The organism is Laedolimicola ammoniilytica (assembly GCF_025567165.1).
Classification (GTDB): Bacteria; Bacillota; Clostridia; order Lachnospirales; family Lachnospiraceae; genus Laedolimicola; species Laedolimicola ammoniilytica.
Genome location: NZ_JAOQKC010000012.1, coordinates 79,228 through 97,616, shown reverse-complemented (window position 1 = coordinate 97,616; position 18,389 = coordinate 79,228). Strand labels below are relative to the sequence as shown.

Below are 18,389 nucleotides of genomic sequence, written 5' to 3'. Positions count from 1 at the left end.
CGGTCAGCTTATAGGCTTTCTCATATAAATCCGGCTGATTCTGCCGCATCCACTTCATCTTTGCGCCGGAGAATACCGGATTGACCCGGGAACCGCAGAGCTTAAAGATCTCCCTGTGCTGCTCCTCCATGGCCTTGCACATGGGCACGGTACGCTTATCCTGCCACATCTGCGCATTACCCAGGTGATTGCCGTTCTCGTCCACCGGAATCACAGAAGAACGCTGGGAGGTAAGCGCCACCGCGTCGATAGTCTCCCCATGCTCCCCCGCCCAGGCAGCGGATTCCTTCACAATCGCCGTCATATGGTTCTTAAAATCCAGCGGATTCTGCTCCACCCAGCCGTGATCCAGAGTGATGACCTGATAGGTCTTCTGCACCGTATGTAGCATCTCGCCCGTACCGCGGAACAGAATCCCCCGCATGCTGGAGGTACCCACGTCTAAAATCAGAAAATTCATTTGTACTTCTTCCTCTCCTTATTATAAAAGCCAGTACCCGAACCCCTTCTTCACATAGTGCAGATAATCCGCCCGGTCCACCGCTTTTGCTGCTACAATTTCTATCTTGCCCAGCTCCTGGCCGTCCAGATAGTAGACCAGCTTTCCAATCTGCTGTCCTTTCTCCACAGGTGCTTCGACTTCTGTCTTAGCATACCACTTTTTTTCAATGCCGGTCAAGTCCTGGCCCGTAGTGCTCAGATAGGAAAAACTCCCCGCATACTCGCCTGCTGCCTCCTCTTCCACGCCGCCCCGCACGGGCACTGTCACCTGCGGCAGCTCATCGGTATCCCGGTACAGGGTACATTTGGCGTAGCCGTAGTTTAAAAGGGCTGTGGCGTCTGCGAAACGCCCCTTCGGGTCGGGCGCTGCCATGATGACGGCGATCAGCTCGATGCCATCCTTCTCCGCGGTGGCCGACACACAGAACTTCGCCAGGCTGGTAGACCCGGTCTTCAGGCCTGTAGCGTAGGGATACTGCCGAATCAGCTTATTCGTGTTCGTCAGTCCAAACTCCTCTGTTCCGCGCTTTGTGGCGTGGGTGATATTTTCCATCCAGATGGTGGAATAATTATGAATCTGCGGATACTTCGTAATCAGTTCCCGTGACATCAGCGCGATGTCGTAGGCGCTGGTCACATGGCCCTCCGTGTCCAGGCCGCAGCAGTTGACAAAATGGGTATCGTTCATGCCGAGCCCCTTCGCCCGCTCGTTCATCATTTCCACAAAGAGAGGTTCCGTCCCGGCCACATATTCAGCCATGGCGACCGACGCGTCGTTGGCCGAGGCCACAGAGATGCACTTGATCATGGTATCCACGCTCTGGGTCTCCCCGGCTTCCAGGAACACCTGGGAACCGCCCATGGACGCGGCATATTCCGAGGTGGTCACAGTATCATCCAGATGAATTTTCCCCTGGGAAATGGTGTCGAAGATTAGAAGCAGGGTCATGATCTTGGTTACACTGGCAGGCGGCAGTTTTTCATGGGCGTTCTTTTCCAGGACAACCGTCCCCGTGGAGGCCTCCATCAAAATCGCAGAGGGCGCCGTGATGCCCAGGGAATCTGTCCCATTTTCTTCGGCGTATACCACGGGCAGAGCGGCCTGAAAGGCCAGAAGCAGCGCCGTCAGAAGAGCCATCATTTTTTTCATTGCGTTCACATCCATACAGCATCCGATTATTATATCCTATGGCCTCCTGCCGAAAATATGTTACTGTTCACTCCGTTCTCAGCAACACGCTACGCGATGCACAGTAACAAAAATACACATCCGGACAGGTTTGCTCTTGACGCTTTTGGGTTCTTCCCCTATTCTATAATTAATAAGATATTTCCGAAAGGAGTGTTCTCTATGAAGCCTCTTCGCATTGGTATTTTAAGCACCGCATCCATCGTTCCCCGCTTCGTCGGCGCCGCAGGCACGATGACAGACTGTAAAATCACCGCTCTTGCCTCCCGCAATCTCTTCAGGGCCAGAGAAAAGGCCGCGCTCTGGAACATTCCGCTGACCTTCGGAAGCTATGAGGACCTAATTGCCTCGGACGCCGTCGATATCGTCTATATCGCCACCATCAACAGCGAACACGCACGGTATGCCCGTCTCGCGCTGGAGGCGGGAAAGCATGTGCTTTGCGAGAAGCCCTTTGCCTTACGGCCCTCGGAGATTCGGGATATCTTCGCCCTGGCCCGGGAGAAAGAGCTCTTTGTGATGGAGATGCAGAAATGTGTCTTTCTTCCGGTGATGCAGGAATTAAAGAAGCGGATCCAGGCCGGAGAATTTGGGCCGATTACCATGGCTGATTTTTCCAGTTCCTTCGAAGCCAGCTACAACGGCTGGATGTACGACCCGACCAAGGGCGGCGGCCCCCTCTACGGCAATGCCAGCTACAGTCTGCAGCTGATGCAATATCTCTTTGATTCTTTTGTAACCGAACAGACCGGGCTCTGCACCCGCGGCGACAGTCCGGTGGAAAATCAGTTCGCGGCGGTGATGCGCATGGAAAACGGCCTAATTTTCACCAACAAGACCAGCACTCTTTCTGAGACCGTTCACACCGGCTGGCTCTACGGAGAAAAAGGCTCCATCGAGCTCCCGGATTACTGGAAAGCCCGGCGGGCAATCCTGCATTTTCCGGGACAGGAACCTGTGATGCTCAATTATCCCTGCGATTTCGAGCTGCGCTATGAGCTGGAGCACGCCCTCGCCTGCATCCGCCAGGGCCTGACCGAGAGCCCGATCATGACCGAGGAGATGTCTGTGCGGGCCATGAAGACGCTGGCTGCGCTGCATAACAGCTGGAATCACTGAGCCTATAGCAGTATGAAAGCGCTGCGGCCGCATACGCTGTCACCTGCCTCTTTTCGTATTCTATTTTAAATCTTACATCTGATGTCTCACGATCCGGTACTCGTCCCCGTACTGGAAATAAGGGCAGCCGTGGAAGCTGCCCTGGATGAAGAGGCGCATTTCGTCCTCGTCCAGGTCCATTTCGCAGACGTAGTAACCGTAATCGTCATCGTAAACGTAGTTGCCGCACATCTCGCAGTTGGTAGCCTTCGGCTTTTTCTTGGTCACGTAGATTCCTCCCTGTCTGTTCTTATTCATATCTCTTAATGCACCGGTGCCAGCACTTTCTGCATATTCCGCTTCATTTTCTCGGTCAGGCGGGCATACTGGATCAGATCTTCTTCCTCGAAGCCTGCGAACCTCGTCTCGTCATAGTCCCGCTGCACGGTGGCCAGCTCCCGCAAAATCGGCTCGGCCTCGGGCTGAAAGGTGACACGTACCCGTTTTTCTGGGGTCTTTTGCAAAGTTTCATCCTTTTCCGTGCCTTTCTCTTTCTTTGAGCGTACAGGCTTCGGCATTGGAATATCTTCCATCTTGATGAGTCCCCGCAGCACCAGCTTCTGGAGCTGCATGGTCAGGGCGCTTCGGCTCACACCGGCGAAATCAGCCAGTTCTTTTTTATTCACCGTCCCGCCCAGATGGCTCAGGCACAAAAGCAGATAGGCTTCTGACGGTGTCAGATCATTTTTCAGGGCGGCCACCTCCAGATAGCGCTGCATCAGCTTCCGCTCCCGGTAGAGATCGGAAAGCATGCCCTCCCCTGCCAGAGCCGTCGCGCTGACTCCGGCCCGCTCATCACCCAGCTTCTTGGTACCGGGCAGCAGTGGAATGCCCACCAGGCCATCGCTGGCCGCGTCCACCAGGAACCGGTAGAGCTGCAGACGGTTTTTTTCGTATTCCTCCTCATCCAGCACATGTTTATAGAAGTTATGATAATACTCGAAGACGCCAAGCTTCATTTGAATGGTCTTGGACAGGCTGGTTCCCTGGGTGGTCACCAGCGACCCCTTCCGCTTCACATAGTAGTAAATGGGCGCGTGCAGGGCCGTGATGCGCTCCGCGAAACGGATGTATTCCAGGTTGAACATGAAATCCTCGCACCAGCTGATTTCCGCGTTCATGCGAAGGGCGTGCTCCTCAATGATAGATCGGCGGTACAGCTTATTCCAGAGTACGCCGTAGTAGTAATCCGCCGGGCTCTCCATCATATGGGCCGCGAACTCCTCCGGACTCATGACGCCTTCTTCCTCGATATCTCCCTTCCGGGACACCCGCTCTCCCACTACCCGGTAGAAATCCGCGATGACCAGATCACAGTCGTTCTCTTCCGCCGCCCGCACCAGGAGCTTGGTGGAATCAGGCGTCATCCAGTCGTCGCTGTCCAGGAACTGGATAAAGGTGCCCCGGGCCTCAGACAGGGCCTGGTTCCGGGCCGCCGAGACGCCTGCGTTTTCCTTGTGGAAGACGCGCACCCGGGAATCGGACGCCGCATAGGCGTCGCACAGAGCGCCGGATCTGTCCTTGCTGCCGTCGTCGATAAGCAGCAGCTCAAAATCTGTATATTCCTGTCCCAACACACTGTCCACGCAGCGGGCCAGGAAGCTTTCTGCATTGTATACAGGAATGATAATGGATACGGTCGGGATTTTTCCCTCCATGATGCCTTCCTCCTTCTTCACGTCTACGCTCTCCTCTTCTATCTCTTTCAAAATGGTAGCCACGTCGCGCTGTCATCTTTTCCATTTTTACACAATTCGTTTGAATTTTTTTTCTATCTCCTGCTTTGTCATAGCAATGATCGTAGGGCGGCCATGGGGACAGTTGTAAGGATTGTCCAGCGTCAATAGCTCCTCGATAAGCTCATGGGCCTCCGCCGTGGACAGTCTCTGATTGCCTTTGACTGCAGCCTTGCAGGACATGGAGGCAATCTTGTCGAGAATCATTTCTGTATTCTTGCCGCTGACGTATTCCAGGTCATCTAAGAGCTCCATAAATAAATCCTTCTCCGCCAGTCCGTACAGGTTGGCCGGAACTGCGCTGACCGCGTATTCCTTGCCGCCGAAGGGTTCGATCTCGAAGCCCAGCTCCCGAAAATAGTCCTGATATTCGGAAAGCTTCGCCGCTTCCTGCATGTTCAGGGTCAGGATCATGGGCGGGCTGACCATCTGGGATGTGATTTCCTTGTTCGCCAGAGTCTTCACGGTGCGCTCGTAGAGCACTTTTTCGTGGGCTGCATGCTGGTCAATCATATAAAATTTATCTTCGAACTGCACCAGCCAGTAAGTCTCGAATAGCTGGCCGATGATAATAATATCGGATTTGGTCTTCGGGTTCAGAAGGCGGTGGTCGAAGAGATCCTGCTGCTCGTATGCCGTGTCCGGAGCCTTCTCGATCCGGGTGGTGACATCGGCTTCGGCTGCTTCTGGCTCTTCCGCTGCCGCCACTGTTTCTGACACAGCTATCTGCTTTGGTATTGACTCCGGCTTCCAAGTTACCTGATATGCACTATCCTCCCGCAGAATCCCCGGCTCCACAACACGCTCCGGAACAGGCACTTTCTCTTCCGCCTGTGCCACCGGCTGTTCCTGCTGCGGCTCTTCTGTCTTCGGCTCCAGCATCGCCAGTTCCGCATTGCCGAAAATCGGATCATCCTTCGACGTAGGTCTCTCTTCTACAGGCTTCTCCGGCGCAGCCTCCTGCCGCTTTGCCTTCTTCTCCTCAAATTCCGCGTTGACCCTCTTTCGCATCTGTGTCATAAAATACTCCAGATTCCGCTCCTGCGGGGTCGGCAGTTTTTCCGGTTGCGCAACCACTTCCGGTTTTGCCTTATTTTCAAAAACGGGGCTGCCTTCCGCCTTCTTCTCCGGCCCCTCCTCGGTAAGCTTCACCTCGGGGATCAGCTCCCGCCCCATAAGCCCCTGGTGTACGGTCTCCCGCACAAACCGATATAACTGCTCCTGGTTCGAGAACCGTAACTCCATCTTCGTCGGATGCACATTCACATCCAGAAGCCCGCCGTCGATCGTGAAATGCAGCGCCGTGAACGGATATTTATGCTGCATCATAAAAGTCCGATAGCCTTCCTCGATGCCCCGGGCAATCACATTGCTTTTGATGTATCTTCCATTGATAAAATAATTCTCAAAGCCCCTGTTTCCCCTGGAGATCACCGGCTTCCCGATAAAGCCCGTGATCCGTACCGGACCCTGGACCGCGTCGATCTCCGCCAGATTGGCCGCGATCTCCCGCCCATAGATGTGGTAAATCACATCCTTCAGGTTATGATTGCCCGAGGTGTGCAGCTTCGTCTGTCCGTTGTTGATAAACTGGAAGGAAATATCAGGATGAGACAGAGCCAGACGCTCCATCAGATCACTGATATAGCCCGCCTCAGTCATGGGCGATTTCAGGAATTTCCGCCGGGCCGGGGTGTTGTAAAAGAGGCTCCGCACCAGAAAGGTAGTGCCGTCCGGAGCCGCCATATCCTCGATTTTCCGCTCCACGCCGCCTTCGATGACATAGCGCACGCCCGCGTCGGCGTCCCCCGTCTTCGTAATCAGCTCCACCATGGCGATGGACGCGATACTAGAAAGCGCCTCCCCGCGAAAGCCAAGGGAGGCTACGTGAAAGAGATCCTCCACCGCCCGGATTTTGCTGGTGGAATGGCGCAAAAAGGCAACCGACACCTGGTCGCGGTCAATGCCGCTTCCGTTGTCAGTCACCCGGATAAAGGAGGTACCGCCGTCCCGGATTTCTACCGTGACCGCCGTAGCCCCCGCGTCGATGGAATTTTCCACAAGCTCCTTGACCACGGAGGAGGGCCGCTCGATGACCTCTCCCGCCGCGATCTGATCGATTGTTTTCTGATCCAGTACCTGAATATTTGCCATCCGATCACCACCTGTTCTTAATCTTGTTCTGCAGCCGGTAGATGGTGTTCAGTGCATCCAGCGGCGTCATATTGCCCAGATCCATGTCCCGGATCTCGGTGATGATATCGTCGTCCTTCACCGTATCAAAGAGGGAGATCTGCTCGGACTCCATGCTCATTTCCACCGGCAGGGCCTTCGGCTTCAGAGAGATATCCGCTTCGCTTAACTCCTCCACCAGCTCCTTGGCCCGGGCGATAACCGGATCGGGCACCCCGGCCAGCTTCGCCACCTGAATGCCGTAGCTCTTATCCGCACCGCCCCGAATGATTTTCCGCAGGAACACGATATCATCTCCCTTTTCCTTGACTGCGATGCAATAGTTATTGACCCCAGCCAGGGAGCCTTCCAGCTCGGTCAGCTCATGGTAATGGGTGGCGAACAGGGTCTTGGCCCCGAGAATCTTCGGATTGCTAATGTATTCAATGACCGCCCAGGCGATGGCCAGGCCGTCAAAAGTGCTGGTTCCCCTTCCGATTTCATCGAGAATCAGAAGGCTGTTGCCTGTGGCATTCCGCAAAATATTTGCCACTTCTGTCATTTCCACCATGAAGGTACTCTGTCCCGAGGCCAAATCGTCGGAAGCTCCCACACGGGTAAATATCCGGTCTACGATACCGATCTTCGCGCTGTCCGCCGGGACGAAGCTGCCCACCTGGGCCATCAGCACGATGAGGGCCGCCTGGCGCATGTAGGTAGATTTTCCGGCCATGTTCGGACCGGTGATGATGGAAATCCGGTTGGCGTTATTATCCAGATATGTATCGTTCGGAATGAACATGTCGTTGTCAATCATCTGCTCCACCACCGGATGGCGGCCGCCCTTGATATCGATGACGCCCTTTTCATTCATCTTCGGACGCACAAAATGGTTCCGCTCCGCCACGAAAGCCAGGGAAGCGAACACGTCCACCTGGGCCACGGTCTTGGCCGTCTTCTGAATCCGCAGCACCTGGGCCGCGATGTTGTCGCGAAGCTCGCAGAACAGGCCGTATTCCAGGGCTGTCAGCTTTTCCTCAGCCCCGAGAATCGTATCCTCCAGCTCCTTCAGCTCCGGCGTGATGTAGCGTTCCGCGTTGGTCAGGGTCTGCTTACGCATCCAGGTCTCCGGTACCATGTCCTTATAGGAATTGGTGACCTCCAGATAGTAGCCGAATACTTTATTATACTTGATTTTCAGATTTTTAATACCGGTTTTGTCCCGCTCCTGGGCCTCCAGCTTCGCCAGCCAGCTCTTGCCCTCGGTCTTGGCCTTCCGGAAGCGATCCACATCCTCGTGATAGCCGTCCTTGATGATATCGCCGTCCCGGATGGAGATGGGTGGATCCTCCTGAATGGCCCTCTCAATCATAGCCTGAATATCCGTCAACGTATCCAGATCCTCCCGAAGCTCACAGAGCAATGGAGAGGAAAAATCTTCCAGCAATGTGCGAATATGGGGCAGCATTTCCAGGGAAGTCCGGAATGCTATCATGTCTCTGGGATTCGCCGTCTTATAACTGATGCGTCCAATCAGACGCTCCAGATCGTAGATGGGATTTAAGTACTCCCTTAATTCCTCCCGGGTAATCACATGCTGGTTCAGCTCCTCGATAGCCGCATGGCGTTTCTCGATCTCCGCCCGGTCAATGAGGGGCTGCTCCACCATGGTCCGCAGGGTTCTGGCGCCCATGGCCGTCTTCGTCTTGTCCAGCACCCACAGAAGGGAGCCGCGCTTCTGCTTTTCCCTCAGGGTCTCGGTCAGCTCCAGATTTCTCCGGCTGGAGCTATCGATGATCATGTATTTGCCAATGGTATAGGTCTTAAGGTGGGTCATATGGGTCAGGGGCTGCTTCTGGGTCTCGTAGAGATATTTGAGCAATGCGCCCGCCGCAATCATGCCGCAGCTTAAGTCCGTAAGGCCAAGCCCGGCCAGACTTGCGGTGCTGAAATGCTCCAGCAATGTATTTTTACATAATTCATCATCAAAATACCAGGATTCCAGGGGATAAAGGGCGATATTCAGCCGGAATTTCAGATCCTCCAGGTCCACGCCGCTCATGGAAAAGGCCTCGTTGCAGATGATTTCCGCAGGGGCAAATTTATTGATCTCATCTAAGAGCTTCCGCTCCGAATCCACCTCGGTCACCAGATAGTCGCCGGTGGTAATATCCGCGGTGGAGATCCCATAGCGATCGGACAGATAGACGATGCACATCAGATAATTATTCTTCGTCTCATCGGCTGTACTCAGGTTCGTACCCGGCGTTACGATTCGCACTACTTCCCGGGCCACCAGCCCTTTGGCTTCCTTCGGATCCTCCACCTGCTCGCAGATAGCCACCTTATAGCCTCTGGATACCAGCCGGTTCAGATACCCCTCTACAGCATGATAAGGAACGCCACACATAGGTGCGCGTTCCTCCAATCCACAACTCTTTCCTGTTAATGTCAGTTCCAGCTCCTTGGACGCAATCTTCGCGTCATCAAAGAACATCTCATAAAAATCGCCCAGACGATAAAATAATATACAGTCCTTGTATTGCTCCTTGGTCTTCAGGTACTGCTGCATCATGGGTGTCATTTCCGCCATGAATTTTCCTCCTAGCTGTTGCTGGAAACGGTTCCGGTCTCCGCGTCCACCTGCACCACAGCTCCATTCTTCAGTATTTCCGTCGCGTTAGTCGCATTGACGATGACCGGGATATCCAGGGTCAGGCCTACGATAGCCGCATGGGAATTGCTTCCGCCCTGCTCTGCGATTACCGCCTTGGCGCTCTTGAGCTCGGAGAGCATCTCGTTGGTGGTCTCCGGCACTACGACGATATCGCCTGCGACAAAGCTTTTTTTAAGTTCTGCCGCATTGGCTGCCACACAGATGGGGCCGCAGACCTTTTTCTTGGTATAGCCTTTACCCTTTACCAGAATTTTTCCTGCTACCTGAACCTTGATCAGGTTTGTCGTTCCGGTAACGCCCAGTGGTACGCCTGCAGTCAATACGGTCAGATCGCCTCTGGATACCAGGCCTGCCTCCTCCGCTGCCGTTACAGCGCTGTTGAACAGTGCCTCTGCTTCCTCCTCCTTGGCCAGAAGCAGCGGCTGTACGCCCCAGTACAGATTCAACTGACGGCATACATAATCATCCATACAACAACCAATGATCATGCAGCCCGGATGATGCTTCGCTACCATGCCTACGGTACGGCCGGACTTGGTAACGGTGATAATCGCCGCCGCATGCAGATCTACCGCTGTGGTACAGGTCGCATGGGAAACAGCGTTCGTAATATCGGTCCGATCTTCAATGCTCCGGCGCTTGAACCGGGCGTCATAATCGATATCCGCCTCGGTACGCAGGGCAATCTTTACCATGGTCTTCAGAGCCTCCACCGGATACTGGCCGGAAGCAGTCTCGCCGGACAGCATGATGGCGCTGGTTCCCTGGTAGATGGCATTGGCCACGTCAGATGTCTCCGCACGGGTCGGACGGGGATTCTTCATCATGGAATCCAGCATCTGAGTGGCGGTAATGATCGGCTTTCCGGTCTCGAAGGCCTTGCGGATCAGCTTCTTCTGGATGCTCGGCACTTCCTCCAGCGGAATCTCCACGCCCATATCGCCGCGGGCAATCATGACACCGTCGGCTACCCGCAGGATCTCGTCCACATTTTTAATACCCTGATCATTTTCCACCTTGGCAATGATCTTGATATAATTGCAGTTATTCTCCTCCAGAATCCGGCGGATCTCCAGAATGTCATCGGCGGTTCTGGTGAAGGACGCAGCAATATAGTCAAAGCCCTCCTTCACGGCGAAAAGAATATCTTCTCTATCTTTTTTGCTGATAAAGGGCATCTTCAGCTCTACACCGGGCACGTTGATACCTTTTTTATTGGAAATGGTTCCTCCGTTTTCTACGTTACAGATAATCTCCTTCTCGGTCAGCTTTGTAACCTTCAGGCCGATCAGACCGTCGTCGATCAGAATGGAATCTCCTTCTTTTACATCTTTTACCAGATTTTTGTAAGTGATGGATACCATTCCTTCGTTTCCCATCACATCTTCGGTAGTCAGCACGAAGGTCTGTCCCTTCTTCAGCTCTACCTTACCTTTTTCAAATTCGCCGGTCCGGATCTCCGGGCCCTTTGTATCCAGAAGCAGCGCCACGGGCAGTCCCAGCTCTTCCCGGACCTTCTTTACCCGTTCCAGCTTTCCTCTCTGCTCCTCATGGGTTCCATGGGAGAAATTCAGTCTTGCTACATTCATACCTGCCAGCATCAGTTCGCGAATCACTTCTTCGGATTCGGAGGCAGGTCCCAGAGTACAGATGATTTTCGTTTTTCTCATTGTCCTAGTCATTCTTCTTTTCACTCCTGTTTTCTTCTCTATCTTTTCCATTTTACCCGCCCATTATAACACCGCAGAAGAAGCGCCGTCAAGAAAAGGACTCGTAAAATCTTTGCTGAAAAATCCTCATTTCGCAAAGCATACATAAGTGGAAATGCCATTGGTATACTCGCCCTTCGTGCTTCCCTCTTCATTTACCAGATAGGCTCCATCCCTATCCAGCAGGCGAACCTGCGCCATATTCTCCTGTCCGTCTCCCCGCAGAACCGCGTCTGATACCCGGATCAGGGCACTTCCGTTTTCCAGATCCGCTGTGTAAAAATGAGATCCGTTGACCTGGACTGACACGGCAGCCGCGGCCTCATCCTCCGTCGTCACCCGGATTTCCGTAAAGCCCTCCCCGCTTTCCGTATCCACCTCTGCCACCTGTACCAGATCGGAAGTCACATAGTAGCCCAGGGAGGTCCGAAAGCTCTCCAGTGTCGCGAACTGCTCATCCAGCCACTCCAGACGCAGCTCGATGAATTCCCGCAACCGTTCCACGCCCTCGTCGAATTTCTGGCCGCCGTAGGTGCCCATACTGCCCTTCCAGAGCTGATCGTTGGCCAATGCCGCCGGGCGGATATCATAGACGTACTGATCCAGCAGTCCGCCCTCCTTTATCAGTTCCTCCAGATAGGTGTCCCGGATTTCCAGATATTTTTCCCGAGCCAGCATCAGAAAATACGGATCCCGGATCAGATATCGGTTCCACTGCACGGTCTGGTAATAGGTCTCGTAGGCGAAGTACGCGTTTGTGGTCTGCCAGTCGTCCGGCACCCAGGTCTCCTTCTGAGCCATACTGTTGCCCCAGGCCCAGTCGTAATCCCACTGGGGACCCACGATCCAGAGTCCGTCCACATCCTTATAGAGAAAGAGGCTGTGCTTCATGGAATCCCAGTTCATGGTGATCTCAGCCGTCAGGAAATTGATGACCATGGAGTCCACGTCCGCCATTTCCGAATAGTGAACCCCGTCATTTTTCTCCGACTGGAAATCAGATTCCCAGTAAATTACATTTTTTCGTTCGAATTCTCCTGCTTCGTAATGATTGCTTCCGTTGTTCATCACCCGATAATGGATACTGTCGTTATGATAGGTGAAGTCTGTGTCGTGAAGGGCATATTCCAGTGACTGCAGGCTCTCCTTCACGTAGCTGTTCAGGCTTTCCCAGGTATCCCCGGCTTCCGGCGACACAAAGTAGAAGGGCTCCGCGTAATTGGTGGTCAGAGTGCGGATCTTCTCCTTATCGTCCAGTTCCACCAGCACGCCACCTGTGGCCGCGGGCAGCTCACTGTAATCCACAAATTCCGTCATGTCGAAATCTGTCTGCACCGTATCCTGTTCGGCCTCGTTCCAGCCCTCGATTCCCTCCGAATGAAAACTCCGGGTATCCAGCCAGGACAAATCCGCCTGCAGTTCTTCCTTTAGTTTATCCTCAAACAGTTTCCGGTACTCATCCGGAATCTGTTCTTCCAGAATCAGCCGTTCGGCAATGGCCTCCCCGGCCTTTTTCGCCACCTTTTCCCAGTCGTAGATGTCCACCCGGTTTTCGCCCACCCGCACATGCTCGCAGAGCTGATAGACGCCCTCGTATTCTCCGTTATAAATCAATGTCACCTGCCGGGAATCCATAGCGGTCTGAGCGCCCAGCTCCGCCGCCATCCCGTAGACAATCTGATCCCGCAGCAGCGTGGAATCAATGGCGTTGGCCAGCAGTACCCAGTGCTTCTGTTCCACCATGCCCAGCAGTGCCGTCTTTTTCTCCAGCTTCACCTTGAACGGCTTCTTTTTCAGGCTGCCCGTACTGTTGCCCCGCACATGCAGGGATACCCGGCCGTCGTAGGTTTGATCCGGCAGATACCTGCTTCCTTCCAGCACCATGGAAGCTGACGCCGTGTCCTCCTTGGTCATATCGTCGTAGGCGGTATCACAGTTCAGATACAGCACCGGCAGGACGCTCAGATACCGGGAATCCGAATACACAGTGCCGTTTTTCAGGGTCACCTCCACCCGGATAAAATGCTCCACATCCTCTGACTGCGGCGTATAGCCCTTCAGGCTCCGGGTTCTCTGAACCTCCTCATCCCCCGCGTACCAGACGCAGCTTTCCACCGGTCGCCCTATCAAATGAAAGGCCTCCAGCTTCATCTCTTTCCCGATCTCCGCATAGGAATCCCGGATGGTCACGGAAGCCCCCGCCCGTTCTTTATATACATATACTCCAGCCAGAATCGCCAGCATGCACAGCACCATTCCGGCCAGCATGCGCAGCTTTCTGCCCTGTGCGCTCTTTTCTGTCATTTCTTTCTTCCTCATCTTATTGGATGCCTGTGAACCAGGTGTAAGCGGAGACTGCGTTGACGTAATCGCCTCCCTGCGTTCCCTCCGGGTTCATCCGGTAGCTGCCGTCCGCCTCCAGAAGTCTGGCCTGCACCACGTTTCGCTCCCCGGCTCCCCGCAATGCCTCCACCGGGATCTCGAATGCTGCTTGCCCGTTTTTCAGCCTTTCCGTATAGAACCAGGTACCGTTGACCTGCAGCGACACAGACTTACAGTCCTCGATTTCCGTCCGTACCGTCAAGGTCACGGTTCCCGTCAGGGCGTCCTGCCGGGGTCTGGAGATCGTCAGTTCATCCGAGGTCACATAGTATCCCAGGGACTTTCGCAGGGTTTCCACAGATACAAACTGCTGATCCAGCCATGCCAGCCGCTCCTTCATGAAGCGCTTCAGCTCCTGAACTCCCTCGTCAAACTTCTGCCCCTCAAAGGTTCCCATGCTTCCGCCCCAGCGGGCGTCATTGGCTTCCGCGGCCGGGCGCAGCATTTCCGCATACTGATCGATCAGACCGCCATCTTTTACATATTCTTCCAAAATTGTTTCCCGGGCCTCCTGGTACTTTTCCTGGAGCAGCACCAGAAAATAGGGATCGCGAATCAGATACCGGTTCCACTGCACCGTCTGATAATAGGTCTCATTGGCATAATAATCGCTGGTGGTCTGCCACTCGTCCGTGTACCAGGTGTTCAGCGTATACATGCTGTTGCCCCAGCCCCAGTCATAATCCCAGGCCGGTTCCAGATACCAGGGACCATCCAGATCCTTATAGAAATAGACGCTGTTTTTCATGGCGTCCCAGTTCATGGTAAACTCACACAACAAGAAATTCTCAAGCAGGGAATTCAGATCCATCAGCTCGCTGTAATGGCTGCCGTCCCGCTCCGGATCCGAGTAGGCTGTTTCTTCGTATTCCACGCCCTCCCGGGCAAAATGATTACTGTAATTGCAGTATCCCTCATCGGTCACCCGGTAATGGGGATCCGCGTCCCGATAAGTAAAATCCGTACTGTGAAAAGCATATTCCAAAGTCTGGAGCTGCGTTTTGATATTTTCATATAATTTTTTTCCCGTAGCGCCTGCCACCGGATCCGCGAATTCAATCGGAAGGTGATAGGCCGTCTCCAGAGAGCTGTCCGTATTTCTCGCGTCGATGTTTAGCAGGACACCGCCCGTGGGATCCGGCAGTCCCGAAAAGTCTATATAATCCGCCAGCCTGAATTCCGTCGGATAGGAGGTACCATACTGCTCGTTCCAGTCCTCCAGCCCTTTGGAAATGAATACGCCGGTGTCCATCCAGGAAAAATCCGCAAGCAGCTCCTGCTCCACCACTTTCTCAAAGCCTTTCCGATAGAGAGCCTTCTCTTTTTCTTCGATTTTCAGGCTTTGGGCAATCTCTTCCGCCGCCTCATCACAGATATTTTTCCAGTTATATACTCCCACCCGATTTTCCGCTATCAGGATCTGCTCGCAGAGCTGATAGACGCCACAGTAGCTTCCATTGTACACCAGAGTCACCTGTCTGGAATCCATATAGCAGTCTGCCCCCAGCGCTGCCGACAGGTTGTTAGCCAGCTCGTTCCGCATCAGGGTAGCGTCAATGGCGTTGGCCAGCAGCACCCAGTGACGGCTCTTCTCCATTCCCAGAAGGGTTTTCTTTTTCGAGAGCCGCAGCTTGAAGGGGCGCTTATCCAGCTCCGCCGTGCTGTTGCCCCTCAGATGAATCGTACCCTCGCCATCATAAAGCTCCGTGGGCGTATAGCCCTTCCCGGTCAGCCTCACCTGCACCGGACTATCCGTCTCTTTTTCCACCGCTTCATAGGCCGTATCACATTCCAGATACAATACCGGCAGGACACTGTAGTACCGATAATCCCCGTATACCGTTCCATCCTTCAGCGTCACCTGTACCCGGATCAGCTTCTCCACATCCTCCTCGGAAGGAGTGTAACCGACAAGCTTCGTCCCGCTCTGCACCTGTGTTTCGTCCACATACCAGGCACATTCCGCCACGTTCCGGTTGTAAATATGTACCGCGTCCAGCGTCAGCTCTTTCCCGGCCTCTGCCTGGTCCTCCACGATAAAAACTCCGGGCTCCCGCTCCTCTTTATAGATTTTTCGATATCCCTGGAGCAGAAGAAAGGCTCCCGCCAGCACAGCCAGATACCAAATCAGGCGGTAGGGAGTTCTTCTCCAGACTCTGTTCTTTCTCTCCATCTCATTCTCCACTCATGTCAACATTCTCCCATGCTAACTATTTATTATCGCAGATTTCGACAAAAAACCCAAGAGTGAATTTCTGCTTTTTTGAATTTTCTGGAAAAAAAACAGCAGGCCCTCACCGAGCCTGCCATTTTTTGTAAATTTTATTCCTATACCAGATTTTTGATGATGTCGAAGCAGTCGAAGGTGGCAAAATAATCCTTCGGCGTCTCCGCGCGGCGGATAAGCTTCGCTGTACCATCCTCCTTCAGGAGAATCTCAGCGGATTTCAGCTTGCCGTTGTAATTATAACCCATGGCAAAGCCGTGAGCTCCCGTATCGTGAATCACCAGCAGATCGCCCTTGTCTACCTTCGGCAGCGGACGGTCGATGGCGAATTTATCATTGTTTTCGCAGAGGGAACCAGTCACATCGTAGATATGGTCGCAGGGCTCGTTCTCCTTGCCCATGACGGTAATATGATGGTAAGCGCCATACATGGCCGGACGCATCAGGTTCACTGCGCAGGCGTCTACGCCGATATATTCCTTATAAGTATGCTTCTCATGAATTGCCTTCGTCACCAGGCAGCCGTAGGGACCCATCATAAAGCGGCCCAGCTCGGTGTAGATGGCCACATCGCCCATGCCGGCGGGAACCATTACCTCCTCGTATACTCTGCGGACGCCCTCTCCGATAACCCGGATATCATTGGGCTCCTGATCCGGACGGTACGGAATTCCGATACCACCGGACAGATTGATGAACCGGATATCCGCGCCGGTCTCCTTTTTCAGCCGCACGGCCAGCTCGAAAAGTACCTTCGCCAGCATCGGATAATATTCATTGGTTACGGTGTTGCTTGCCAGAAAAGCATGAATACCGAAGCGCTTTGCGCCCTTCTGCTGCAGCACACGATAGGCGTCAAAAAGCTGTTCTTCGGTCATACCGTACTTGGCGTCGCCCGGATTGTCCATGATATCATTGCTGATCTGGAAGATTCCGCCCGGATTGAAACGGCAGCTGATGGTTTCCGGAATGTAGCCGATGGTCTTCTCCAGAAAATCAATATGGGTATAATCGTCCAGATTGATGATGGCGCCGATTTTTGCCGCATATTCAAATTCCTCCGCCGGTGTGTCGTTGGAGGAAAACATAATATCCTCTCCCTTTACACCGAGCTCGTTGGCTAACATCAGCTCTGTCATCGAGGAACAGTCACAGCCGCAGCCATACTCCCGGAGAATATTGATCAGGAACGGATTCGGCGTGGCCTTTACCGCAAAATACTCTTTGTATCCTTTATTCCAGGAAAATGCTTCCTTCAGAGCCTTTGCGTTTTCACGGATTCCCTTCTCATCGTAAAGATGAAAGGGAGTCGGATAGGTTTTGGTGATCTCCTGTAATTGTTCCAGTGTTACAAACGGTTCTTTTTTCATTGGTGACACTCCTCTTTTCTTAGTTTAATCTGGTTTATCAATAAAATCTGCGGATTCTACCATTTTACTCCTGCTTATTATAACCACATTTCCTGTAATTTGTAAATCCAATATAGAAAGCTTTTCGCTGTGAATTTCACGAATTTCCGATTTTTTCATAAGATATCAGGAATAGTTTTATGGAAAGGAAGCTCTCATGGCTGATTATCGAAACCAGAATTCCTTGCGCTGTTCCTGTATGCGTGACCCCTTACGCGGCCTGGGCCTGGCCATCGCCTATGTGCCCTGGCAGTACTGGGACCAGACCTATGAGCTGGAAAAAGCTCTTCAATGGGGAACCATATTCCCCGAACTGAACAAACCATTTTCCGGAAAGCGGGGTGGATGCAGATGATGGGAAGAACTAACTGTCAGCAGCCTGTAAGGACCTATCCGCAGCCGCGAAATGGCGCCAGCTGCCCGATGCCACAGACTCCGCCGCCCGGTCCCGGCCCGGCGCGCACGGAAACCGCCTGCTCCTGCAGCGGCTTCTCCAAGGACCAGCTGCTCCGCCTGATTGCTACCACCGGCTTTGCCTGCGTGGACGCCTGTCTCTATCTGGATACCCATCCGGAGGACAGCGAAGCCATCGCCTACTTCAGGGAAATGAACCTTAAATACCAGGAAGCCCTTCACGAATATTCACAGAAATATGGCCCGCTGAACCTCTCCCACGTCCATCATCCCACGGATTACTGGAAATGGGTCGACCAGCCGTGGCCATGGCAGTAGAAAGGAGGGTGCGCGTATATGTTCAGTTATGAAAAACGGTTGGAATATCCCATTCACATCAAGGAGACGAATCCGAAACTGGCGAAGGCAATTATAAGTCAGTATGGAGGACCCGACGGCGAGCTCGGCGCGTCCATGCGTTATCTGTCCCAGCGGTATACGATGCCTTATAAGGAATGTATGGCAACACTTACGGATATCGGCACCGAAGAATAGAAACCATGATGTTATACATTAAGAATGTTTGTTTGAAAACAGCATTATATAGATAGTATAATTATCTTTATCAGATATAGCAAGCAGTGTCTGGGTGCTACCCATGCCTAAAATGCTTGATGGGGTATCCCCATGCCCTATGAACAGTGCCACGCACTGGCTTTCTCTAAAACATTTGTTCGGTAAATGCGAATAAAACTGAGACTTATCGCAAACTGTACGAGGTTAATTCGATTGCGAACACACATGTAGAAATTAATGGTGCAGACGGTGTCCAATAT

The 18,389-nt window shown here is 53.3% G+C and carries 13 protein-coding genes and 1 pseudogene; 4 read left to right on the top strand and 10 right to left on the bottom strand.

What is annotated here, in order from left to right; genetic code table 11:
• Both OCV63_RS10365 and OCV63_RS10360 read right to left on the bottom strand, forming a co-directional pair.
• Positions 1-460: FGGY family carbohydrate kinase (locus tag OCV63_RS10365; RefSeq protein ID WP_262670797.1), on the bottom strand; the 460-nt coding region annotated here is incomplete at its 3' end.
• Between the two features lie 21 nt (positions 461-481).
• Positions 482-1,651, bottom strand: a complete 1,170-nt coding sequence (locus OCV63_RS10360) for a D-alanyl-D-alanine carboxypeptidase family protein (protein ID WP_158363748.1) — start codon at positions 1,649-1,651, stop codon at positions 482-484.
• 201 nt (positions 1,652-1,852) lie between these two features.
• On the opposite strand from OCV63_RS10360, the gene OCV63_RS10355 reads away from it, so the two are divergent.
• On the top strand, positions 1,853-2,809 hold the full coding sequence (locus OCV63_RS10355) for a Gfo/Idh/MocA family protein (RefSeq protein WP_262670796.1): 957 nt from the start codon (positions 1,853-1,855) through the stop codon (positions 2,807-2,809).
• A gap of 72 nt (positions 2,810-2,881) precedes the next feature.
• On the opposite strand, the gene OCV63_RS10350 is transcribed toward OCV63_RS10355, so the two are convergent.
• The 8 genes from OCV63_RS10350 to OCV63_RS10315 all read right to left on the bottom strand — a co-directional run bounded on the left by OCV63_RS10350 (position 2,882) and on the right by OCV63_RS10315 (position 17,121).
• Positions 2,882-3,106, bottom strand: coding sequence for a DUF6472 family protein (locus tag OCV63_RS10350; RefSeq protein WP_158363746.1), 225 nt, complete (start codon positions 3,104-3,106; stop codon positions 2,882-2,884).
• A gap of 5 nt (positions 3,107-3,111) precedes the next feature.
• Positions 3,112-4,557 (bottom strand): glycosyltransferase, encoded by a 1,446-nt coding sequence (locus OCV63_RS10345; RefSeq protein ID WP_331485541.1) that lies wholly within the window; start codon positions 4,555-4,557, stop codon positions 3,112-3,114.
• A gap of 36 nt (positions 4,558-4,593) precedes the next feature.
• Entirely contained in the window at positions 4,594-6,738 is a 2,145-nt protein-coding gene (mutL, locus tag OCV63_RS10340; protein WP_158363745.1) for a DNA mismatch repair endonuclease MutL, read from the bottom strand.
• A gap of 4 nt (positions 6,739-6,742) precedes the next feature.
• Positions 6,743-9,349 (bottom strand): DNA mismatch repair protein MutS, encoded by a 2,607-nt coding sequence (gene mutS, locus OCV63_RS10335; protein WP_262670795.1) that lies wholly within the window; start codon positions 9,347-9,349, stop codon positions 6,743-6,745.
• Positions 9,350-9,360: 11 nt separating this feature from the next.
• Complete coding sequence (gene pyk / locus OCV63_RS10330) at positions 9,361-11,115, bottom strand: pyruvate kinase (RefSeq protein WP_331485540.1); 1,755 nt, start codon at positions 11,113-11,115, stop codon at positions 9,361-9,363.
• A gap of 114 nt (positions 11,116-11,229) precedes the next feature.
• Positions 11,230-13,446, bottom strand: a complete 2,217-nt coding sequence (locus tag OCV63_RS10325) for a CotH kinase family protein (RefSeq protein ID WP_262670794.1) — start codon at positions 13,444-13,446, stop codon at positions 11,230-11,232.
• Between the two features lie 16 nt (positions 13,447-13,462).
• Positions 13,463-15,697 (bottom strand): CotH kinase family protein, encoded by a 2,235-nt coding sequence (locus OCV63_RS10320; protein WP_158363743.1) that lies wholly within the window; start codon positions 15,695-15,697, stop codon positions 13,463-13,465.
• Between the two features lie 155 nt (positions 15,698-15,852).
• Positions 15,853-17,121 carry a diaminopimelate decarboxylase gene (locus OCV63_RS10315; protein WP_158363742.1) on the bottom strand — a complete coding sequence of 423 codons (1,269 nt, stop codon included), beginning with the start codon at positions 17,119-17,121 and terminating at the stop codon, positions 15,853-15,855.
• 196 nt (positions 17,122-17,317) lie between these two features.
• Here OCV63_RS10315 and OCV63_RS10310 point away from each other — a divergent pair, with 196 nt between their 5' ends.
• The 3 genes and pseudogenes from OCV63_RS10310 to OCV63_RS10300 form a co-directional block, all read left to right on the top strand.
• On the top strand, positions 17,318-17,515 hold the full coding sequence (locus tag OCV63_RS10310) for a spore coat associated protein CotJA (RefSeq protein WP_158363741.1): 198 nt from the start codon (positions 17,318-17,320) through the stop codon (positions 17,513-17,515).
• Positions 17,512-17,892 (top strand): spore coat protein CotJB, encoded by a 381-nt coding sequence (locus OCV63_RS10305; RefSeq protein ID WP_262670793.1) that lies wholly within the window; start codon positions 17,512-17,514, stop codon positions 17,890-17,892. Before OCV63_RS10310 ends, OCV63_RS10305 begins: the two co-directional genes overlap by 4 nt.
• 18 nt (positions 17,893-17,910) lie before the next feature.
• Positions 17,911-18,105, top strand: a pseudogene (locus OCV63_RS10300) (manganese catalase family protein); the annotation flags it as partial.
• Between the last annotated feature and the right edge of the window lie 284 nt (positions 18,106-18,389).